The organism is Sulfitobacter sp. 1A15106 (genome assembly GCF_043556995.1).
Taxonomy (GTDB): Bacteria; Pseudomonadota; Alphaproteobacteria; order Rhodobacterales; family Rhodobacteraceae; genus Sulfitobacter; species Sulfitobacter faviae.
Genome location: NZ_JBIFFM010000008.1, coordinates 30,392 through 52,681, shown reverse-complemented (window position 1 = coordinate 52,681; position 22,290 = coordinate 30,392). Strand labels below are relative to the sequence as shown.

At 63.4% G+C, this 22,290-nt stretch carries 17 protein-coding genes; 6 read left to right on the top strand and 11 right to left on the bottom strand.

The window, feature by feature from the left end:
- Positions 1–82: 82 nt before the first annotated feature.
- Positions 83–865, top strand: coding sequence for an IclR family transcriptional regulator (locus ACGYKA_RS13395; RefSeq protein ID WP_271694044.1), 783 nt, complete (start codon positions 83–85; stop codon positions 863–865).
- A 40-nt stretch (positions 866–905) separates the two neighbouring features.
- Here the strand turns inward: ACGYKA_RS13395 and ACGYKA_RS13390 are convergent, their stop codons facing one another.
- The 6 genes from ACGYKA_RS13390 to ACGYKA_RS13365 form a co-directional block, all read right to left on the bottom strand.
- Complete coding sequence (locus ACGYKA_RS13390) at positions 906–2,969, bottom strand: catalase (protein ID WP_394412929.1); 2,064 nt, start codon at positions 2,967–2,969, stop codon at positions 906–908.
- Between the two features lie 102 nt (positions 2,970–3,071).
- On the bottom strand, positions 3,072–4,118 hold the full coding sequence (locus ACGYKA_RS13385) for a glycosyltransferase (protein WP_394418080.1): 1,047 nt from the start codon (positions 4,116–4,118) through the stop codon (positions 3,072–3,074).
- Positions 4,115–4,678, bottom strand: a complete 564-nt coding sequence (locus tag ACGYKA_RS13380; protein ID WP_394412923.1) for a class I SAM-dependent methyltransferase — start codon at positions 4,676–4,678, stop codon at positions 4,115–4,117. Before ACGYKA_RS13380 ends, ACGYKA_RS13385 begins: the two co-directional genes overlap by 4 nt.
- Positions 4,678–5,376 carry a PIG-L deacetylase family protein gene (locus ACGYKA_RS13375; RefSeq protein WP_394412920.1) on the bottom strand — a complete coding sequence of 233 codons (699 nt, stop codon included), beginning with the start codon at positions 5,374–5,376 and terminating at the stop codon, positions 4,678–4,680. Before ACGYKA_RS13375 ends, ACGYKA_RS13380 begins: the two co-directional genes overlap by 1 nt.
- The gene (locus tag ACGYKA_RS13370) at positions 5,373–6,461 is read right to left on the bottom strand and encodes an acyl-CoA dehydrogenase (RefSeq protein WP_394412917.1); all 1,089 of its coding nucleotides are present in this window, start codon (positions 6,459–6,461) and stop codon (positions 5,373–5,375) included. Before ACGYKA_RS13370 ends, ACGYKA_RS13375 begins: the two co-directional genes overlap by 4 nt.
- Before the next feature lie 173 nt (positions 6,462–6,634).
- Entirely contained in the window at positions 6,635–7,264 is a 630-nt protein-coding gene (locus ACGYKA_RS13365; protein WP_394412914.1) for a glutathione S-transferase family protein, read from the bottom strand.
- Between the two features lie 135 nt (positions 7,265–7,399).
- On the opposite strand from ACGYKA_RS13365, the gene ACGYKA_RS13360 reads away from it, so the two are divergent.
- Together ACGYKA_RS13360 and ACGYKA_RS13355 are read left to right on the top strand one after the other, a co-directional pair.
- Entirely contained in the window at positions 7,400–7,903 is a 504-nt protein-coding gene (locus ACGYKA_RS13360; protein WP_067265105.1) for a CinA family protein, read from the top strand.
- Complete coding sequence (locus ACGYKA_RS13355; protein ID WP_394412911.1) at positions 7,900–9,963, top strand: NAD(+) synthase; 2,064 nt, start codon at positions 7,900–7,902, stop codon at positions 9,961–9,963. Before ACGYKA_RS13360 ends, ACGYKA_RS13355 begins: the two co-directional genes overlap by 4 nt.
- A gap of 6 nt (positions 9,964–9,969) precedes the next feature.
- On the opposite strand, the gene ACGYKA_RS13350 is transcribed toward ACGYKA_RS13355, so the two are convergent.
- Positions 9,970–11,190 carry an MFS transporter gene (locus ACGYKA_RS13350; RefSeq protein ID WP_394412908.1) on the bottom strand — a complete coding sequence of 407 codons (1,221 nt, stop codon included), beginning with the start codon at positions 11,188–11,190 and terminating at the stop codon, positions 9,970–9,972.
- Between the two features lie 231 nt (positions 11,191–11,421).
- Here ACGYKA_RS13350 and ACGYKA_RS13345 point away from each other — a divergent pair, with 231 nt between their 5' ends.
- The 3 genes from ACGYKA_RS13345 to ACGYKA_RS13335 all read left to right on the top strand — a co-directional run bounded on the left by ACGYKA_RS13345 (position 11,422) and on the right by ACGYKA_RS13335 (position 17,361).
- Positions 11,422–12,591, top strand: coding sequence for an efflux RND transporter periplasmic adaptor subunit (locus ACGYKA_RS13345; protein ID WP_394412906.1), 1,170 nt, complete (start codon positions 11,422–11,424; stop codon positions 12,589–12,591).
- The gene (locus ACGYKA_RS13340) at positions 12,588–15,707 is read left to right on the top strand and encodes an efflux RND transporter permease subunit (RefSeq protein WP_394412903.1); all 3,120 of its coding nucleotides are present in this window, start codon (positions 12,588–12,590) and stop codon (positions 15,705–15,707) included. The genes ACGYKA_RS13345 and ACGYKA_RS13340 overlap by 4 nt, the downstream gene beginning before the upstream one ends.
- Before the next feature lie 85 nt (positions 15,708–15,792).
- Positions 15,793–17,361, top strand: coding sequence for a phospholipase D-like domain-containing protein (locus tag ACGYKA_RS13335; RefSeq protein WP_394412900.1), 1,569 nt, complete (start codon positions 15,793–15,795; stop codon positions 17,359–17,361).
- A gap of 3 nt (positions 17,362–17,364) precedes the next feature.
- On the opposite strand, the gene ACGYKA_RS13330 is transcribed toward ACGYKA_RS13335, so the two are convergent.
- The 4 genes from ACGYKA_RS13330 to ACGYKA_RS13315 are packed head-to-tail and all read right to left on the bottom strand — an operon-like array spanning position 17,365 to position 22,064.
- Positions 17,365–18,600: an OpgC family protein gene (locus ACGYKA_RS13330; RefSeq protein ID WP_394412898.1), complete on the bottom strand. Its 1,236-nt coding sequence runs from the start codon at positions 18,598–18,600 to the stop codon at positions 17,365–17,367.
- Positions 18,587–20,392, bottom strand: coding sequence for a glucans biosynthesis glucosyltransferase MdoH (mdoH, locus tag ACGYKA_RS13325; protein WP_394412895.1), 1,806 nt, complete (start codon positions 20,390–20,392; stop codon positions 18,587–18,589). Before mdoH ends, ACGYKA_RS13330 begins: the two co-directional genes overlap by 14 nt.
- Positions 20,393–20,397: 5 nt before the next feature.
- Positions 20,398–20,568, bottom strand: coding sequence for a hypothetical protein (locus ACGYKA_RS13320; protein WP_394412892.1), 171 nt, complete (start codon positions 20,566–20,568; stop codon positions 20,398–20,400).
- On the bottom strand, positions 20,565–22,064 hold the full coding sequence (locus ACGYKA_RS13315) for a glucan biosynthesis protein (RefSeq protein ID WP_394413214.1): 1,500 nt from the start codon (positions 22,062–22,064) through the stop codon (positions 20,565–20,567). Before ACGYKA_RS13315 ends, ACGYKA_RS13320 begins: the two co-directional genes overlap by 4 nt.
- Between the last annotated feature and the right edge of the window lie 226 nt (positions 22,065–22,290).

Sequence of the window (22,290 nt, the reverse complement as noted above, 5' to 3'; positions counted from 1 at the left end):
GCAATACGATTAATAAACGCAATCAGATCGACATACGTCAAGCCCCGGTTTGAACAATTGGGCCAGATTTCGGGGTAGGTGATTGGAAAAGAAGCAAAATACGCTCTACGTCGGGTCGCTTGCCAAGGGGCTGCGGCTGCTCCGCGCCTTCGATGAATCGCATACGGAATTGTCGTTGGTCGAGCTGGCCGCGCGCAGCGGATTGGACAAAAGCGCGGTTCAGCGGCTGGCGAATACGCTGCATATCGAGGGCATGTTGGAAAAGGATCCGGCCACACGGCGCTACCGCCCGTCCCATGCTTGGTTGGAGCTGGCCTATGCCTATTACTGGTCGGATCAATTGGTCGGACAGGCGATTCCCAAGCTGATCGACCTCAGCCAAGAGATTGGGGAGACGGTGAACCTCGCCGAGCTTTCGACCGATCACATCATCTACGTCAGCCGACTGCCCTGCCAGCGGACCTATTTCGCGGCGACGGTGATCGGACGGCGGCTGCCTGCGCTTTCGACGTCGGCGGGGCGGGCGATCATCTCGACCTTCTCGCCCGAAGACCGGGAAGAAGCTATCGAGACTTGGCCGCTCAAACCCTTCACCGCGCGCACCACGATGGACCGCGCCACGATCCGCAACAGCATCGGTGAGGCCGTGCAGCAGGGCTATGCGATCTCCAGCGATCAGATGATTTTGTCCGAGATCGGGGTGGCCTGTCCAATTACCGGCCCCGATGGGCGGGCCTTTGCGGCGGTGCAATGTTCGGTCTCGGCGCATACCTGGACGCGGGAGCGGATTAGGGCCGAGATTCTGCCGCGCCTTCAGGACACGGCGAACGCGATTTCGCCCTCATCACAGGTGCATCGGCGCTAGAAAAAGGGCCGGAGCATTTCTGCCCCGGCCCGATGTTTTCTTATTCCCAGTTCAGCTTTTCTTCGCGCTGCCAGAACCGAAGTTTGCGGCAGGTCTGAAGGAACGTGTCCGCATTATCGGCAGAGACCTCCATCGTGCCCTCGTCCTTCTCCACCCCGGCGGCATTGAGCAGCGGATCGGCGGCGGTGGTCCAAGCGATGAATTTGTTATGCGCAAAGGCGTCCGAGACGAAATCCTGCGCCGGTTTGTTCTTGGCGATCTTGTCGGCTTTCTCATTCCCGAAGACCAAGGCCACCGCGTCAAAGACCACCGAGGGGCCGCCGTCGATCTTCTCATCCGCTTCGCGGGTGCTGCCGTCCGAAAGGGTCACCCCTTGGATATGCGGCGTCACGATGGCGACCATCGCGCCCTCATCGGCGAAGGCTTTTTCCAAGGCTTCCACCACCGAGGCATCCGCGCCTTCGGTCAGGAACAGACCCAACTTGCGGCCCGCGAAGCTGTTCGGCGCGTTCTTTAGAATGCTGAGCGCATCCGACGGCGGCAGATCGGTGATCGGCTCCCGCGCGGGTTTGGCGGGTTCCGGCATCTCGGTCACGCCCAAGCCTTCGGCCACCTGTTTCGCCAGATCGTCATGCACGTTCATCAGATGCGAGAGCATCCGTAGGCGAATGCGCTCTTCCTGACATTTCGACAGCTCGAAGGTATAGGCCGCCGCGATGTGCTGCTGCTCGATCTCGGTCTGGCTGATGTAGAACTGCCGCGCTTGGCTGTAGTGGTCAGCGAATGTCTCGGACCGCACGCGCTGTTTCGTGCCTTCGACTTCGGCCGGGTAGCTCTGAAAACCAATCTCTGGGTTCTCGCGCGGACCACCATCCTCGCCCCAGCTGTTGGGCTCGTAGTTCACGCGACCCTTGGGATTGTGCATCGCCATATGGCCGTCCTGCTGGAAGTGGTGGAACGGGCATTTCGGCGCGTTGATCGGGATATGGGTGAAGTTCGGCCCGCCGAGACGCTTAAGCTGCGTGTCGAGGTATGAGAAGTTCCGGCCCTGTAGCAGCGGGTCATTCGTGTGGTCGATCCCGCGCACGATGTTCTGGGTGCAAAAGGCCACCTGCTCGGTCTCGGCGAAGAAGTTGTCGACATTGGCGTCCAGCGTCAGCGTGCCGATAATGCGCACCGGTACCTGCTCTTCGGGGATGATCTTGGTGGCGTCGAGGATGTCGAACTCGAAATTATCGGCGAATTCGTCGTCGAAGACCTGAATGCCCAGATCCCATTGCGGGAAGTCGCCCGCGTCGATGGCATCCCACATGTCGCGGCGGTGGAAATCCGGGTCCGCGCCGTTGATCTTGAGCGCTTCGTTCCAGACCACCGATTGCAGACCCTGTTTGGGCTTCCAGTGGAACTTGACGTAATGGGATTTTCCCTCGGCATTCACCAACCGGAAGGTATGCACGCCGAAGCCTTCCATGAAGCGGAAGGAGCGCGGGATTGCACGGTCGGACATCTGCCACAGCGTCATATGGATCGCCTCGGGCGAGAGCGAGACGAAATCCCAGAAGTTGTCATGCGCCGACTGTGCCTGCGGGAAGCCACGGTCAGGGGCGGGTTTGACGGAGTGGATGAGATCGGGGAACTTGATCGCGTCTTGGATAAAGAACACGGGGATGTTGTTGCCGACGAGGTCCCAGTTGCCTTCTTGCGTGTAGAACTTCGTCGCGAAACCGCGCACGTCGCGGGCCAGATCGAAAGAGCCCTTGTTGCCTGCCACGGTGGAGAAACGGGTGAAGGTCGGGGTCTTCTCACCGACGCGCTGGAAGATATCGGCGCAGGACAATTCGGGGATCGCTTCCTTCAGCTCGAAATGCCCATGCACGCCGTAGCCGCGGGCGTGAACGACACGCTCTGGAATGCGCTCGTGGTCGAAATGAAACATCTTCTCGCGGAATACGTGGTCTTCCATCAAGACCGGGCCGCGCGGACCTGCTTTGAGTGAGTTCTGATCATCCGCGATCGGGCCGCCCTGCGCGGTCGTCATCGTCTTTTCGCGGTCCGTGGTTTGCTGGCGGGGTTCGCCGCCTTTGCCAAGTTCTTTGTCTGTCATGATCTTTCTCCACAGCGCCCCCGGAATATAATCGGGAGGATTTGTTGCTAATTTGTGGCGGGCCGAGAGGGCCGCTCCAGAGCGGGCGGTCAACGCCCGACCCTATGAGAGTTCAACCACCCCCGCGGCGAGGGGTTCCGACGCTTTTGCGGCACGGGCGGGAAAGTTCTTGCGCGCCCCGCGATTGGGTGCGGCTTGAGGAAGTGTGGTGGCGGCTTCATCACGCGCAGGCATGTCCAAAAAGGCCCGCAGCATCGCGATATGGGCGGGTAGATCTTCGACCGGGATGCGCTGGTCCTGCGACATTTGCGCGGGCCAACACCCCAAGACCCCCCGGCGAGATTGGTCGATTAGGCGCGCCGCATCCGGCAAACAGTCGTCCGCGAAGTATCCCGCCCCACTCAGCCGGTTGCGCAGCGTATCCGCCATGCCCCCCGCTGCCCGCCCGACAAGCCTGCAAGAGGCTTCGACCCAGACATCATCCGCGTGAAGCACCCGGCGGGACGCCGCCCGCAGGGCACGGATGATCGCGCGGTCCTCGCCACAGGGGATCGGGGCGAAACCGCCGACGGCCTCATAGGCATCGCGGGTAAAGCCAAGGCTGGCCCCCGGCGCTTCGCCATGGCTGTTCTGCAAATCGGCGCAGTTCGGGGCGTGCCGCGCGTAGAGTGTGAGTACCAAGCGGCGGTAGGTCATTTCATGGACCTCAAACATGGGGTCTTGCGGCGCCAAAGTGGCGGCCTCTTCGGGGTTCAGCGTGACCCTGCCGCAAAGCGCGTCAAAACGTTGAAGATGGTGAATGCTACGCGCCACCCAATCGGGGCTGACGCGGCAATCGGCATCGGTGGTCAGGATCTGGCGCAGATGAGGCATCTGTTCGAGCGCCACGGCGCAGCCCTTCCGCCTTGCCGCGCCGACCCCCATGCCGGGGGGAAAGGTGAGGTCGAGCACGGTGAGGTCGAGGCCAAGCCGCCCCGCCGCCGCCTTGGCGATCTTGGCGGTGTCGTCATCGGTGTTGTTCACCACGAGGATCACGTGGACACGGTCGTTGCACTGGGGGGCGAGGGCGGTAAGGCAATCGCCGATCCGCTCCGCCTCGTTCCGGGCGGGGACGATGATCGCGGTGTCTTTCCAGCGCTCGAAACTCATCTGTCACCCTCCGGAAAGGCGCGGTCGATGCGGTAGTTCTCGGTCTTGCTGACGCAGGTGAAGGCATGGGTGTCGAGCGCCTTGGCAAAGCCGTTCAACGCCTCCTCCCCTTGCAACGGATTGCCGGTGTCACCGCGCCAAGTCACGCAGATGATCCCGGCCTGCGGCCAGCGGGTCGCGATGTCGGTCGCCAGCTGGGCCAACCCTGCATGATCCAGAAAATAGAGCACTTCGGAGAGGATCAGCAGATCGAAATCCCCCTCGGGCAGGGGGCCGGGATAGAACCCTTGAACGAAGCGCCCCTCCGGCACCGTTTTACGCGCGGCGGTCAGGGCGCTGGCCACGGCGTCCATCCCGGTATAGCGCGCGCAGATGTCGATCAGGTGGCGTGCCAGTTGACCATTGCCGCAGCCGAGTTCAAAGGCCGAGCGGTAGCCATCCTGCGAAAGCGCCGCCCGCGTCGCGGCGAATTTGGCCTGCTCATAGGCGCTATGTTCGAACCCCCAAGGATCGCTCGTCTCGGCATAGAGACCTTGGAGATGATCCAACCCCACACCCATCACGGCATCCTCCAAAAGATTTCGTCTTGCTGTGCGAAGAGGTTGATCATCGCCTCGGGCAGAACGAACCCCTCGGGATCGTCTTGCACGACTTGGCCAAGCTGGCTGCGATGCGTGCGGATCGCGGCACTCTTGGCTTCGCGGTAGGCGGCGGTGTCGAGGGTGAGGGGGGCGTAGCCTGCCGTGTTCTCGGCAAAGTTCGGATCGTCGAAACGGCTCCACACCGGATAGCTATGAAAATGCAGATCGGGGCGCTGCGCGCGCAGGCCGTCGGCCAGTGACGCGGTGGTTTGGTGGTCGCAATGTTTGTCCTCGCTTGCCGGGACGAAGAGGTGGCGTGCCGCTTGCGCGTCGATCACTTGCATCAGCTCAGTCAGGATGGCGTCGGCTGGCACCTCGTGCAAGCGGCTGTCGGGATGGCCGAGCCATGTCAAATCCGCTGCGCCGCCACCAAGGAGATCAAGCGCCTCTGCCAATTCCGCGCGTCGCCTTTCGGCCAATCGGGCCGGGGGCCATGCGCGGGAACCGGGGTGGCTGGCGCCGCCATCGGACAGGCAAATGACATGCGCCCCGGGCCCTGCGAAAGCGCGGGCCAAAAGCCCGCCGCAGCCGAGTGTTTCGTCGTCCGGATGCGGCGCCAGAACCACGATCTTTTCGCGGCCCGAAAGAGCCTCGGCGAGGGGGGCGTTATGGCTCATCCAAAGACACCCCAAACCGTCTGGTCGCTTGAAAGCGCATGGCGGGCGGCGCGTTGCAGGAAGGCGTCGCGCGCGGCTTGGCGCAGATAGACCGAGAGATCGCGTGCCATGCGACCCGTCTCGGAAGTTCCGGTGAAATGGCGCAACCCAAGGCTCTGCTCCACCGCTTTGATCGCGTCGAGGGCGACTTCCTCAGTATAAATCCGCGCGGCGATCGAGGTGCTGACGAGGGTCTCCTCCGCGTGGTCATCCGCGTTGGCGAGAGCGGCGCGTTCGACCAATGCCATTCCGGCCCAGATCCGCATCAGCACCTGCATCAGGCGGCTTAATTGGGCCTCGGCCTCAAGCCGGTCCATGTCCCGCAAGGCAGTGGCTGCCGCATCGATCAACCCCGCGGCCGCGCCCGCCTGAAGCGCCGCGATCCGCCAGACGCCGCCGACGAAATGCGGCTCTTTCAGGTAGTCGCCGGGGCCGCCGATAAGCGCGTCATCCTCAAGAGGTAGGCCGGAAAAATCATAGGTCCCCGAGGCCGTCGCCCGCATCCCCAGCATGTCCCATTGGGAGGCATCACCGCGCGCGGGGTCGGTCACGTCGATCAGCGCAAGCTGCACCTCGGGGCCGGAATTGAGCGAGACGAGCGCATGGGTTACGGTGCCGAGACCAGAGGCAAAAATCTTCTCACCCTTCAAAACAACCTTTTCGAAACGCGCCGGATTGCTGCCATCGGCCCCCCAAACGCCCAGAAGCCCGCCCTGCCGGATCACCTGCTTCGCCCGCTCCGCCTGCGTCGCGCTGCCGTATAGGCGGATCAGGCGCAGCGCGTTGACGTGGCCCTCCCATAAGCGGCCGACGCTGAGGTTGGCGGCACCGATCTGCATCAGCGCATGGGCGGTGCGCAAAGGCGCCGTGGCGCCGTCTTCCAGCATCAGCCCCGCGTCGCGCAGAATGTCGATAGAGCCGCTGATCGGGGCGGCGCCCGCCTCTTCGGCCCGCGCCGCGTGGCGCAGGGCCTTTCGGGCAGATTGCGACAGGATATCCCTTTGCGAATGGGGTGGGAAAGGGTCGAAACGCGGCGCACTGTTCATGGCAGTGCCCGACAGCCGCGCAAGGATACACCTTTGAGATCAAGCGCCACGATACTGCCCCCCATTCGTGAAACGGGCAGCCTGCGCGGACGGCAGCACTGCCTTTGGAAGTGCAACCGTTCAACTTGTCTGTTGGTTCCCGCCTACGTTGCAGTCACGGCGGAGCGGGGCGCTTACCCCTCTGGAATCTCGCCCATCACCTTGGGCACATGGTAGCCCTTTTGCACCGCCTCCCGCGCGCGGAGGCGCTGATACCACGCGCGTACGTTGGGGTAGTCGGCAAGGTCGATCTGCTGCCATTCATAGCGCGACACCCAAGGCCAGCAGGCCATATCCGCGATGGAATATTCGCCGCATATATGGTCCCGCCCCTCAAGCTGTTTGTCGAGCACGCCGTAAAGCCGTTTGACCTCGTCCCCGAAACGTTCTTCGGCATAGGCGGCCTTGCCGGGGTTGAAATGCAAGAAGTGATGCGCCTGCCCGGCCATGGGGCCAAAGCCGCCCATCTGCCACATCAACCATTGCATCACCTCGGCCCGCGCGGTCTGACCCTCAGGCAGGAAGCGGCCATGTTTCTCGGCGAGGTAGACCATGATCGCGCCGGATTCCATCAGGCTTACCCCAGTGTCATGGTCCACGATGGCGGGGATTTTATTGTTGGGGCTGATCTTTAGGAACTCAGGCGCGTGCTGCTCATCCTTGCCGATGTTGATGGCGTGCACATTGTAGTCGATTCCCAATTCTTCGAGCAGGATCGAGACCTTGCGGCCGTTGGGGGTGGTCCATGTGTAGAAATCAATCATCGCTTCGGTCCCATATGCAGAGGTGCGTTTCGGTTTCTTGCAATGTTAAGCAGGCGGTTTGCGGCGGGTCAACGCAAGGAACCACGGCGGCCTGCGGGGGTTTTGCTTAACAAGGCACCAATTTGCGGAGCGAAGATGCAGAACAGTGACCCCCTAGCGCAGCCCGACATCGCAGATCGCGCGAAATCCGTTTTGGAAGTGCTTTGCGACCGCGACATTCACATCGCCACGGCGGAAAGCTGCACCGGCGGGCTGGTCGCCGCGCTGCTCACGGATATCGAAGGGTGCTCCCACGCGTTCGAGCGGGGTTTCGTCACCTATACGGATCAATCCAAGCATGAGCTGTTGGGCGTCGATCGGGCCCTTTTGGACCGCTGCGGCGCGGTTTCGCGCCCCGTGGCGATTGCCATGGCCGAAGGCGCGCAGGACCGCTCGGGCGCGCAGATCGCCGTCTCGACCACCGGGTTCGCCGGGCCGGGCAGCGCCGAGGATGAAGAGGGGCTTGTGCATTTTGCGCTTGCACGCGAGGGGTGTAACACGGTTCATCGGGCCGAGTCCTTTGGTGCCATTGGGCGGGATGCGATCCGGCAGCGATGCCTTGAAACGATTTTGGATATGTTGGAGGAGAGCCTGACGTGAGCAAGAGCCAAGCCGCCGCCTTTACCGCCTACCACCGTCATGGCTTTGTCCGGGTGGCGACCTGCACACCGCATGTGCGGCCCGCTGATGTGGCCTTCAACCGCGACAGCCTGTTGGACGAAATGCGCCGGGCCGATGCGGCGCGGGTGGATTTGCTGGTTTGCCCCGAACTGTCACTCTCGTCCTATGCCATCGACGATCTGCACATGCAGGATGCGCTGCTGACGGCGGTGGAAGAGGCGCTTGGCGACCTCATTGAGGCCAGCGCCCAGATGACCCCCGTGATCCTGCTCGGCGCGCCACTGCGCCGTGAGGGGCGGCTTTATAATTGCGCCATCGCCATTTCACGCGGGCAGGTGCTGGGCGTGGTGCCGAAATCCTACCTGCCCAATTACCGCGAGTTCTATGAGAAACGCTGGTTCGCCCATGGCCGGGACACCGGCGGAGAGATCACCGTCGCGGGCCGGCGAGTGCCCTTTGGCGATGACCTGATTTTTGAGGCGACGGATCTGCCCGGTCTGATCTTCCATGCCGAGATTTGCGAAGACCTCTGGACGCCGGCGCCGCCCTCGGCGGATGCGGCTCTCGGGGGCGCCTTGATCCTCGCCAATCTCTCGGCCTCCAACATCGTGATCGGCAAATCCTCTGACCGTCACCTGCTCTGCCGGTCGCAATCCATGCGCGCCTTCGCGGCCTATGTGTACTCCGCCGCCGGGCCGGGGGAGAGCACGACCGATCTGGCGTGGGATGGGCAGGGGATGATCCATGAGTTGGGCGATCTTCTGGCCGAATCCACCCGTTTCCCGCTGGAGCCGGAACTGACCATCGCCGATGTAGATTGCGGGCGTATCCAGTCCGAGCGGATGCGGACGGGTAGTTTCCATGACGCCGCGCGGCACCGCGCGCCGGAATTCCGCCGGGTGACCTTTGCCCATCAGCCGCATCACGAGAACGCCGGGCTGATCCGCCCCTTGCGTCGTTTCCCCTATGTGCCGAACCGCGAAAGCCATCTTGACCAAGACTGCTACGAGGCGTTCAACATTCAGGTCGAAGGGCTGCGCCGCCGCTTTGAGGCGACCAAGGGCAAGACCATGGTCATCGGCATTTCCGGCGGGTTGGATTCGACCCATGCGCTGATCGTGGCGGCAAAAGCCTGTGACCGTATGGGCATTCCGCGCGACCGGATCCTCGGCTTTACCATGCCGGGCTTCGCCACCTCCGAGGGCACCAAATCCAACGCGTGGAAATTGATGCAGGCCATGGGCATCACCGCGGATGAGATCGACATTCGCCCCGCCGCGCGCCAGATGCTTGAGGATATGGATCACCCCTTCTCAGACGGGGAGCCGGTCTATGACATCACCTTTGAAAACGTCCAAGCCGGGCTGCGCACCGATTATCTCTTCCGGCTCGCCAACCAGCGGCAGGGCTTTGTCATCGGCACCGGTGATCTAAGCGAACTGGCGCTTGGCTGGTGCACCTATGGCGTGGGCGACCAGATGAGCCACTATGCCGTGAACACCGGCGTCCCGAAAACGCTGATCCAATATCTTATCCGTTGGGCCACCCGTTCGGGCCAGTTCGACGCTGAGACGGACAAGGTTCTGCAAGCCATTCTGGACACCGAGATTTCGCCCGAACTGGTGCCCGCGGGCGAAGATGAAGAGATTCAAAGCACGGAGTCGATGATCGGCCCCTATGAGTTGAACGACTTCTTCCTCTTTCACACCATGCGCTACGGGCTCGCCCCGTCAAAGGTGGCCTTTCTGGCGTGGCACGCTTGGCATGATGTCGAGGCGGGGCGCTGGCCTGAGGGCTTTCCGCAGGGCAAACGCAACGCCTATGATCTGAAGACGATCCGCCATTGGCTCGAAAAATTCCTGCATCGCTTCTTTGCCACCAGCCAGTTCAAGCGTTCGGCTCTGCCGAATGGGCCTAAGGTCAGCGCCGGGGGGGCATTGTCGCCGCGCGGGGACTGGCGCGCGCCGTCGGACTCCGTCGCCACCCCGTGGCTGGAAGAGCTGCGCAGCAACGTGCCGAAGAGCTGGCCCCAGAGCTAAGCCGCGCTATTCCTCGCGGCTCAGCTCGCCTTCGACAAAGTTGGGGGTCAGCGGCGGTGCCGCGTGACGCTCTTGGGTTTCGGGATCGCTGCGCAGGGTCATGCGCAGCAGCCCCCATGCCACGATGGTCAACTGAAAACCGCCAAGCGCCAGCGGCAGGCCGCGCGGACCCAGCGTATCCAGCAGCACACCCGCCAGCAGCGGTCCGATTGCGGCGCCAATCCCCTGCATCAGCACCAGCCCGCCCGAGACGGCCACCACCGCCGAGCCGGGGGCGCGGTCGTTGACATGGGCGATGACGATGGATTGCGCAGGCAGAACCAGCCCGCCGATGGCAAAGCCCAGCACCAGCAACATCGACCCCGAAGGGGCGGGGATCGGCAGGGTCAGCATCATCAAAGCACCGCCCGCCACAGCCAGTCCGACGCCCAAGCCCCGGCGGCTCATCCGGTCGGAAACCCAGCCCAACGGGAATTGCAGCATCAGCCCGCCGATGGTGAAGGCCGCGATCAGCAGGGCGATGCGCGCTTGGGTATAGCCCATCTCCTGCGCGAAGAGCGGTGCCAGCCCGTAGAACGTCCCGATAGAGGCCCCGACCAGTCCCGCGCTGACCGCCCCGTAGGGCGACAGCCCCCACAGTCGGCGCAGCGAAGGCGGTTCCTGCGCGCCTTCTGAGCGCGGCCCCTCTACACGGCTAAGCGAAATTGGCACCAGCGACAGCGACATCACGATGGAGACGAGCACGAAGAGGATGAACTCAGCCGGATCCCCGAGGTTCAGCAGAAACTGTCCCGCCGCACCTGAGGCCATGCCGACCATGCCGTAGACCGCGAGCAATTTGCCCCGCTGCGCAGAACTGACGGAGGCGTTGAGCCAGCTTTCCGTCACGATGATCAACCCGGCAAAGGCAAAACCGGTGAGGCAGCGCACCGCGATCCAGACCCACGGGTCGATGAAAGCCAAATGCATCAGCGCCGCGGCGGAGGCGACAGAGGCGAGTGCTGCAAAGGTGCGGATATGGCCCACCCCGCTGATCAGCCGGGGTGCCACGAAGGAGCCTACGCTCAGCCCCGCGAAAAAGCCCGACATGATGAGGCCGGTGGTCGCCCCGCCAAACCCTTCAAGCCCCGCGCGCACGGCCAAAAGCGTGCCCTGCAACCCGTTGCTCATCTGCAAAAGCGAAAAGCCCAGTAGCAGTGTCGCCAGTGGTAGAACCGTCGCGCGCATGATGTCCCCTTGGTCTTTGATCCGGCTTGGGCCAGAATATGTGCGGCGGAAACGGAATTTCTAGTAATCAACCCCATTGCCCTTCCACAGGGCAGGCTTCCGCGCCATAGTGCTAGCAGCCAGCGGCCCCTTCGGGGAATGCCCAGCCATTGATCAAGCAGAATTGACGTGCCTTTTTGGGGCCGATGCTCAATTATGCGCCTCGTAACATATTTTGAAAGCGCATCCCCCGTGAAAGCCCTGCGCCAATTTTTCGTATTTCTGCTGGTTCTCGTTGCGGGTCTCTACGCGATGTTAACCTATGTCCCCGCCTCCCGCCCCTATGTGGCGGAGACCGGCTTGCTCGATTTTCTGAGGATCGAGGAGGTCGCGGAGGCGCCACAATCCTCTGGCAGGGGCTGGGGCGGCGGCGGGCCGTCGCTGGTCGTCACCGCCGGGGTCAGCGAAGAGACTTTGGCCGACCGGATCACCGCCATTGGCGACGGGCGCGCGCGCCGCTCCGTCACATTGCGCTCCAACGCCGTAGGGGTCATCACCGATCTCAACCTGCCCGCCGGGCAGTTGATCGAGGCGGGCACCGTTGTGGCCCTATTGGAGAATGAGGCCGAGCAGATCGCCCTGAAGCAAGCCGAATTGCAGCTCGAAAACGCCCAGACCGAGCAAGACCGGGTGGAGCGGTTGCAAAACACCGGCGCGGTCAGCGAAGTGCGCTTGCGCGAGACGGAATTGGCCCTGCAAAGCGCCGAGCTTGCGCTCAGCCAAGCGCAGTTCGATCTGTCGCAACGCCGCATCCTCGCGCCGATCTCAGGCTGGGTGGGGATCACCGATATCGAAGAAGGCGACCGCGTCAATGCGCAGGATCAACTCGCCACCATCACCGACCGCAGCGAGATCCTGATTGATTTCCGCGTGCCTGAGCGGGTGGTGAGCAAGCTCTCCTTGGGCAAGGAAATCACCGTCACCCCGCTCGGCATGCGCGATTTGACCCTGACGGGCGAAGTCAGCGCCATCGACAGCGTGATCGACCGTGCCAGCCGCACGCTTCTGGTGCAGGGCCGCGTGCCGAACGAAGGCGACCAGCTGCGCGCGGGCATGGCCTTTTCGGTCAGCCTGACCTTTGTGGGCGATCCGTTTCTGGCGATCCCGCCGCTGGCAGTGCAATGGTCTTCGGACGGGCCGTTTGTCTGGACGGTACGGGAGGGCAAGGCGCATCAAGTCGCGGTCGAGATCGCACAGCGCAACAGCAATTCGGTGCTCGTCCTGTCGGATGATCTAACCGCCGATGATGTGGTGGTGACCGAAGGCGTGCAAACCCTGCGCGAAGGCGGCGAGGTGCGCGAGGTCAACCGCGCGGGCAGCGTGCAATCAGATGCCGCCCCGGCTGAGAAGACAACCCTATGAGCGCCGCCCCGACCGAAGACGCCACGCCGCCCGCGAGCACCGCCTCAGGCACCGCGCTTTTTGTGCGCCGCCCGATCCTCGCCTTCGTGCTCAACGCGCTGATCGTGCTGGCGGGCATCGCCGCGCTTTTTGGCGCGGAGGTCCGCGAACTGCCCAATGTCGACCGGCCCGTGGTCACGGTCACCACGACCTTCTCGGGCGCCTCCCCGGAATCCGTCGATCAGGAGCTCACGGGGCGGATCGAAGGGGCCTTGGGCCGGGTCTCGGGCGTGCGGGCGATCTCATCGAACTCGCGGTTTGGCCGCAGCCGGGTCACCTTGGAGTTCAACGACAGCACCGATATTGACGTGGCCGCGACCGATGTGCGCGATGCGGTGGCGCGGATCGTGAACCAATTGCCCGAGGGGGCGGACCAGCCGCAGATTGTCAAGGCCGATGCCAATGCCCAACCGGTCATGCGCATCGCCGTAACCTCCATGGGCCGCTCGCCGGAGGAGTTGACCAAACTGGTGCAGGACCGCGTCGAGGACCGGCTGATCTCGGTCAACGGGGTGGCGGATTTGCAGGTCTACGGGGACCGCGAGCCGTTTTTCCGCGTCGATATCGACCAGTTGGAACTGGCCAGCCGGGGCCTGACCTTGGGCGACATCCAGCGCGCCTTGGCCGATGTGGCCTATGACGCGCCCGCGGGTGATCTGGCGGGCGACCGTCAGTCGATCAACGTGCGCACCACGGCCAGCGTTGTCACCACACAGGCGTTCGAGGCGATGGAGATCAAGCAGAACGTCCGGCTCGGCGATGTCGCCAGCGTCACGCTCGGCCCCGCCGAAGGGGAGACGATTCTGCGCGCCAATGGGCAATTGGGCCTCGGCATTGGCATCATCCGGCAGGCCACGTCGAACACGCTTGAGATCTCGCGCGATGTGCGTGCCGTGGTGGGGGAGTTGAACGAAACCCTGCCCGAAGACGTGCAGATTTTCGTGACCTCGGACGATGCGACCTTTATCTCAGGCTCGATCCGCGAGGTGCTCTCAACGCTGGCCTTTGCCGTGGGCATCGTGGTGGCGGTGATCTTTGTCTTCCTGCGTGATTTCCGCGCCACGCTGATCCCGGCGCTGACCCTGCCCGTGGCGCTGATCGGCACTTTGGCGGCGATCTATCTGGTGGGCTTTTCGATCAACATCCTGACCCTTCTGGCGCTGGTTCTGGCCACCGGGATGGTCGTGGATGACGCGATTGTGGTGCTGGAGAATATCGTGCGCCAACGGGCAGCGGGCATGGGGCCACGCGCCGCGGCGGTGTTGGGCACCTCGCAGGTCTTCTTTGCGGTCGTCACTACCACGGCCACGCTGGCGGCGGTCTTTATCCCGCTGTCGTTCCTGCCCGGACAGGCGGGTGGGCTGTTTCGGGAGTTTGGCTTTACCCTCGCCATCGCGGTGATGCTGTCCTCGGTCGTGGCGCTCAGCCTTTGCCCGGTCTTGGCGAGCCGCCTTTTGACCAAACCCGCGGCCGAGAACCCGCGCGGCCCTGTCGTGTGGCTTGGCAACCTGCTGTACCGCGCCTATGCGGCGACGCTTAGATGGGCGCTGGCGATGCCCTATGTCGTGGTGCTGATCGCGGCCTTCGTCGCGCTGACGGCGGTGCTGGTCTCGGGCGAGATCCGGCAAGAGCTGACCCCGCGCGAAGATCGCGCCGTGGCGCTGCTCAGCGTCTCGGCCCCGCAGGGCGTCTCGCTTGATTATACCCAAAGCAAGATGCGTGAGATCGAAGACCTGATCACCCCGCTGCAAGAGGCCGGAGAGGTGACGAATATCTTCTCCATCACCGGGTTTGGCGCGGACAATCGGGGTTTCATGGTGTTCACGCTCGCCGGTTGGGAAGACCGCGCGCGCAGCCAAGATGAGATTGTGGGCGAGATCAACGGCAAGCTGCGCGGCATCGTGGGCGTGCGGGCCTTTGCAATCCAACCCAATTCCCTCGGTATTCGCGGCGCGGGGCGGGGGCTGTCTTTCGCGATCACCGGGAATAATTACGAACAACTGTCGCTGGTCGCGCAGGCGATGGTGGACCGGCTGAGTACGAACCCCGCGATGGGGCAGGTGCGGCTGGAATATGAACGCACGCAGCCGCAGCTTTTCGTGCAGATCGACCGGACGCTTGCCGCTGACTTGGGCGTCGATATCACTGGGCTGGGGCAGGCTTTGCAGGCCATGCTCGACGGGCGCGAGGTGGCATCGGTCTTTATCGACGACACCAGCTATGGCGTGCAGATGCTGTCGACCTCGGACCCGGTGAACGATCCGCGCGACCTTGAAAACGTCTTTGTCCAATCGGGCAACGGGCAGATGATTTCGCTGGCCAGTTTTGTCACCCTTGAAGAGCGCGCCGTTGCGCCCGAGTTGGACCGGGAAGGGCAGAACCGCTCGGTCGAGATTTCCGCCGGGCTGACGCCGGGCCTGTCACTGGGCGATGCGCTGGAACAGGTGCGCGCGGTGGGGCAAGAGGTGTTGGACGATGAAAACCTGATCGTGCCGCTGGCCGAGGCCGCCGCGTTGGATCAAACCAGTTCGGGGCTTTTCGTGACCTTCGGCTTTGCGATCCTCGTGGTTTTCCTAGTCCTCGCAGCGCAGTTCGAAAGCTTCATCTCTGCCATCGTGGTGATGGCCACGGTGCCTCTGGGCCTTGCCTGCGCGATCTTCGCGCTGCTGATGACGGGGCAGAGCCTGAACGTTTACAGCCAAATCGGGCTGGTCATGTTGATCGGGATCATGGCCAAGAACGGGATTTTGATCGTCGAGTTCGCCAACCAATTGCGCGATCAGGGGGCGGATATCCACGAGGCGATCTTTCGCGCCTCTACCATCCGCCTGCGTCCAGTGATGATGACTATGACCTCGACCGTGCTGGGGGGCGTGCCGCTGATCCTGTCCTCGGGCGCGGGGGCCGAGGCGCGTGAGGCGCTCGGCTGGGTGATCGTCGGGGGGCTGGGCATGGCCACGCTCTCGACCCTCTATCTCACCCCGGTCGCCTATTTCCTGCTGGCGCGGTTCACCACGCCCAAAGCCGCCGAAGAAGCCCGGCTTCAGGCTGAGCTGTCTGAGGCGCAGCCGGTCTGAGCCTGCCCGATATTTACGCATCGATGCAACTTCGCGCTACAATGGGCGTTTAGTCATGTAGGATTGAGTGGAAAGGGGCGAAAACGTGCAGGGCGATTTGGATATGGCAAAGGCGAACCACGCGGAGTCGACCCAAGGGGCGAACAGCCAAAGCCTGTTCAATGACAAGACCACATGGCGCGTCGCCCGGGCCGAGCGGTTTGGCCTTATTGTCGATGCGGCGGATTATTTCCGGGTCCTGCGCGAGATTTTCCTCGGGGCGCGCCAGCAGTTGATGCTGATCGGCTGGGATTTCGATTTCGAGCTTGAGATGCTGCCGGGCGAAAGTGACGAAGACGGCAATGCGCCCGACGGCTATCCCAACCAGCTTGGCGCCTTTGTCGAGGCGGTGGTGGAGCGGACGCCGGATCTGCATGTCTACCTGCTGAAATGGAACGGCGCTGTGCTGGCCGCGCCGGGACGGTTGGTGCCCTCACTGGCGCTCAGCCTATTCGGCGGCGACCGGATTCACTTCGCGTTAGACGGCCATCACCCCTTCGGCGCCTGCCACCACCAAAAGATCGTCGTGGCCGACGATGCTCTGGCCTTTTGCGGCGGGATCGACGCGACCGAAGACCGCTGGGACACGCCCGACCACCTGCCGCACGACCCGCGCCGCCTGCGCAAGGATGGCACGCCCTCTGACCCTTGGCATGACGCGACCTCGGCCATGTCCGGCCCCGCCGCGGCGGCCTTGGGTGAGCTTTCGCGTCGGCGTTGGTTCCGCGCCACGGGGGATGAGATCGCCCGCCCTGATGATGCGCCCATGTCCGAATGGCCCGAAGACCTGCCGATTGATGCCGAAAACGTCGATGTGGGCATCGCCCGGACGGAGCCGCCGTTTGACGAAGAGCCGATGATCAATGAGATCGAACGGCTCTATATCGCAGGGATCCAATCGGCGCGTGACTATATTTATATTGAATCGCAGTACCTCGCTGCCGCCTCGGTCTGTGATGCGCTCAAGGCGCGTTTGGCCGAAGAGGATGGGCCGGAGGTCGTCATCATCAACCCGCGCGATGCGGAATCCCAGTTGGAAGATGACGCCATGCATGTGCTGCGTGAGCGGCTTGTGGAAGACCTGAAACGCGCCGATCACCAAAATCGCTTTCGCATCTATTTCCCCGTCACCGAGGAGGGGGAGCCGATCTATGTTCATGCGAAGATCATGATTATCGACGATCATCTTTTGCGCCTCGGCTCCAGCAACCTCAACAACCGTTCCATGGGGTTTGATACCGAGTGTGACGTGGCGATCGAACACCCGGCGAAGGTGATCGAAGGGTTCAGAACCCGCTTGATTGCCGAACACCTCGGCCTGCCGCTCGAACGTGTGGCCGAGGTGATGGAAGAGAAGAAGTCGATGATTGGGACCATTGAAGCCCTCAACCGCAAGAAGGGCCGTGGCCTGCGTGCGGTGTTCCGGGGCAGCGAGACTGTCATCGGTGGTTTTCTCGCCAATACCCGCTTGCTCGACCCGCGCTACCATCCGGGCGAAAACACCGCCACCGGACGCGGCATTCGCCCGCGGCACATGGCGCTGATCGCGGGCGGGCTGGGGCTTGCATGGCTTGCGTGGCGCAAATGGGGGCGCAGCGACGATCGGCGTTGGTGAAGGCTACGGGGCGGCTTCTACGGTTTGTGCTTTAAGCGAGGCGGGTGCGGGTTCAGCCGGTGCGGCAAGCACCTGCCGCGAGGTCTCTGCAACCCAGGCTATCCCATAGAGCGCCGCCGTTCCGACAACAGGCAGAACCCACGGCATCCACAGCGCTTCGGGCCGCGCCATCATCGCAACCTGACAGATCAGCGCCAGAACGGTGCCGCTGGCAAAGACCAGCAGACCATGCCGACCGAGCAGCCGGATGGGGCTGGCCACGGCATGGGCCGAAAGGCGGGTGACGATCTGCAACTGTGACAGGAAATATCCCAGGGCCAAGATATGAACGAACCGCGGGGCGGAGAGATAGGTCTTGTCATGCGAAGTGATATTGAAGGGCACCCCGGCCTCTCTCAGATGATGCATTTGCAGGTTCAGAAAACGGCCCAAACCCGGCACATAGCGCCATGCGAGGACGCCCAGCAGGACGGCGACGGACAGCCAGAACAGCGCCTGCGAGTTCGGGAAAAAGCGGTAGCCCTGCCGCTGGCTTAGGCCCACCAGCAATCCGCAGACAAAGATCGCTTGCCATGCCAAAGGGTTAAAGAACCAGCCGCCCGGGTTGGGGTAGTTCGGCAGGTTCAGCCGGAAGACACCCGTCAGCAGCCAAAGCAACAGCGACAGCGCGAGAAGCAGGCGCGGCCAGCGCAGCCCCAGCATGATCGCCGCCGGGGCGCAGACCAGCAAGACGGAATAGGCGGGCAGGATGTTCACATAGCCGAACTGATGCGTCAAAAGCGGAATGCCGATCACGCTTTGGGTCGGGTTTTGAAAGACCTGGCGCATGTTGACCTTGGTCAGGAAGGCGGCCTCTGTCGTGATCTGGAAGGCGGCGGCGAAGATGGCTAAGGCCACTGCTGAGAGCAGAAGTTGCACCACATAAAGCGACCACGCCCGTTTCCACAGTGGGGCGATGGCGCGCCAGAGGCCGTGGCGCACCCTGCCTCGCGCGATGAAACGAGGCGTATAGGCCAAGCCCGCGGCGATGCCGGACATGAGGAAGAACGCCTCCGCCGCGTCGGCGAAACCGAGGTTGCGGATGGTCAGGGTCTCATAGGGGTTGCCCGGCACGTGGTTGATGAAAATCATCACCAGCGCCAGCCCGCGAAACAGGTCGATGCGCGGATCGCGGGCGGATTTTGGAGCCGCGCCGGCAGCCAGCGCGGCGGGCGATAGCCCGGTGTTAGGCGGTGGCATGGGTCAGTTCCGCCGCTTTGGGTTCTGGCATAAGATGCTCGTCATTCCACGTCAGCCGCCAGACATCGCATATACTGTCGTATTCCGCGACGACATCGCGCGGCGCGGCATCCTCGGGCACGGCGAAAAGCCTGCGGGGCAGGGGGCGGGAGGTCCAGGCGATGAGCAGCGGCGCCAGCAGCATCGGGACCGCGACGGGCAGCAGCCAGACGGTCAGATCCGGCGCGACCCATTGCACCGCCGCGAGGATCACCGCCCCAACGAACACGATCCACCGGCCCGCCGTCCAGCCATCGGCCAAACTCAACTGGCCCTCGTTCCGTTGGTTGGCGGGCCCGCCGCCGTCTTGGCCCGAGAGGACCTGCATCACCGCGCGGCTGTGATAGAGCAGCATCAAAGGGGCCAGAAGCGTGGTCAGCACAATCTCGGTCAGCACCGAGAGCGCCATCCGCAAAGCGCGGCCAAAGTCGCGCGCGCGGTCGGTCAGAAGCGCATGGATCAGGATCAGCAGCTTTGGCACAACCAACAGCCCCAGCACGCCCAAGGCCAGCAGCGTGATCTCGCGTGCGCTGGTATCGGGGAAGACGGGGAAAAGCTGATAGGGGCCGGGGAAATACTCCGGCGGCGGCGCGTAGAGCGTGCTGATCGCCGAGGTGATGAGAAAGGCCGCCCAGAGAAGCGAGACGACATAGGCAGTCACATTCTGCAGAAAGACGAACCGGCTCCACCCCGCCAAGCCGGGCGCAAAGATCAGCCGCGCATGTTGCAGGTTGCCTTGGCACCAGCGCCGCTCGCGCCGCGCGAAGGAGAGGACGTTTTCCGGCCCCTCCTCAAAGGAGCCGCCCAAGGTCTCATCCACCTCGACCTTCCAACCGGCGCGAGCGAGCAAGGCCGCCTCGACATAATCGTGGCTCAGGATATGCCCGCCCAAGGGTGGCGGGCCTGAGAGTTCGGGCAGGCCACAGCTTTCGGCAAAGGCGCGGACACGAATGATTGCGTTATGGCCCCAAAACGGCCCCGTCGCCCCCTGCATGCGGGCAAGGCCACGGGTGAAGATCGGCCCGTGGAACCACGAGGCGAACTGCAAGGCGCGGCCAAAGAAAGACCGCGCGCCGATGATCTTGGGCAGGGTTTGCAAGAGCCCCAACTGCGGATCGGCCTGCATCCGCGCGATCATGGCGCGGATCGTCTCGCCCTCCATCAGACTGTCGGCGTCAAGGATCACGGCAAAGTCATAGGCCCCGCCGTAGCTGCGGATAAACTCTTCGATATTGCCCGCCTTGCGGCCCGCATTGTCCTGCCGCCTGCGGTAGAAGATGCGGCCTTGGCCCTCGGTCTCGCGCAGCAGGCGGGCGAAGGCGAATTGCTCTTTCCCGGCCAGCGCGTCATCGCGTGTGTCCGACAGAACGACAAAATCCGCCGTAACCCCGGCCCGGGCGACGGAGCGGTCAATCGCGGCGATGCGGGCGAAGGTGGTGAGCGGGTCTTCGTTGCAGATGGGCACCGCGATCACCGTGCGCGGCTGGGGTGCCTCAAGCGCGGGGCGGGGCGGTGTTGATCTGCCGCCGAAGAGCCCGATTAACGCTAGCGACGCGCCCCAAGCCAACCAAGCGGTGGTGGCGAAAACGAGCAGGGCGCGGAGGCCGTCCCAGCCGCTGAACCCATCCCGCGCCGCCGCCTCCGCCAAAAGGGTCGCGGCAAGGGCTGCGGAGCCGAGCGACAACAGCAGGGCGACCGCCCGTGCAAAACGGGTCGGGCCATCCGCCGCGATCTGCCTGTGCTGGGGTGCCATGGAACTCAGGCCTTACGCCGCAGCAGAAATGCCCGCGCAAGGTCGGCCAGCCCGGCCAGATGGCCGCGCCGCTCCAAGCTCTGCCGTGGCATCGCAAGCGGGGCGGCGAGCGGCATCCAGTTCTCGGCCTCGCCAGCCATTGCGGAAGTGGGGGTCGTCGCGTCTTGAAGGGTCATGCGTTGATCCATTGGTACACCCATGTCTCTGTCAGATTGCGGTCATATCCCGATAGAACTGCCTTGATCTCGACGATGGCATCAGGCTCGGCGCGCAGTTCCAGCACCAGCCGCCATTCGTCCCTGCCATCCACCCGGCTTAGGATCGCCTCCACGATCTCGCCGTTTTGTGCGCTGGTGACGGGTTCAAGCTTGGCGTCGCTCGGCATATCGCTGAGCTGTCCGCCTGCGAAGTCGATGACGAATTTGCGGGTCTCGGTGTCTGCCTCAACACCTGCCACCCCGCCATGACCCGAGCGCAGCCGCACCACGCGGCCAAGGGTCTGCGGCGTCGCGCCCGGCGGGGTCATCCCCCAGTGCATGCGGTAGCCGTAGGCCAGTTCATCGCCCGCGCGGGTCTCCCCTTCGGGGATCCAATAGGCCACGATATTGTCATTGCCTTCCAGATCCGAAGGTATCTCGACCAGCCGCAGCGTGCCTTTGCCCCAGTCGCCCATGGGTTCGATCATCAGCGAGGGGCGGCGTTCGTAATGGGCCTGCGCGTCGAGGTAATGCTCAAAGTCCCGGTTGCGCTGCGCCAGCCCGAAAGACCGCGGGTTCTGCGCCCCGAAATAGGAACTCGCCAAACGCGGCGGATTGTTCAGCGGGCGGCAGAGGGTGGTATCCTTGCCTGTGTTCAGCACCAAGACTTCGCTGTCATGCACCGCGGGGCGGAAGTCGTCGAAATTCCCCTTATCCGCGCCATTGTGCAAAAACATCGAAGTCAGCGGCGCGATGCCAAGCTGTTTGATGTCTTCGCGCAGGAAGAGCCGCATGGTGACTTCGACGGTGGTGTCTTCGCCCGGTGTGATCACGAATTGATAGGCCCCGGTCACCGAAGGGCTGTCGAGCGCGGCATAGATCGTGGCGCTATCGTCGCCCGGTTCGGGGCGGCGCAGCCAAACCTCGCTGAAGCGGGGGAATTCCTCACCTTCCGGCAGGCCGGTGTTCACGGCCAATCCCCGCGCGCTCAGCCCATAGAGCGTGTCCTTGCCCAAGACGCGGAAATAGCTCGCCCCTTGGAAGACGATCAATTCATCGAAAATATCGGCCCGGTTAAGCGGGGTGTGCAGGCGGAAACCGGCGACGCCCGGCATCTCGGCATTGGGCGGGATCGACTTGGCGAGTTCTTCGTCGTCATACTCGAAATCGGCGGTGGTAAAGCCCATCGGTTCCACCGCGTCGCCCCGGACCTCGTTGATCTTCACCGCTTCCTTGAACAGCCAGCCGGGGTGGAAGGCGTGCAGCCTGAAGGCCACGCCCTTTTCCTGCCAGCGGGCCTGCTCGGGCCGGAACCGGATGCGTTGGTAGGCGTCGTAATCCAGTTCGGCAAGGAAGCCTTCGACAGGCTTCGGGGCCATATAGGAGGTCTGGGCCAATCGCCGCATATCTTCGACCAGTGCGTCGAAGGTGAAGGAGGCGGCGGGCACCTCCTGCGCCGCGCTGTGCCGCGGCATGAGCGCGGCGGCAAAGGACGCGGCGGAGAGGGTGAGGAACTGGCGGCGTTCTAGGGTTTCGGACCGCTGTTCAATCGGTCGTGCAGTCGGGAAATTCGGCAAAACAATACCTCAGAAGACACGTTAGGAGTGTGCAATTTTTTCCCTATCTAATCTTTTTGCGGAGGCTGGAAACTTGTTATTGCAACTATCAGCGGAATGCCGCAGGGCAGCGCGGAAAACCGCC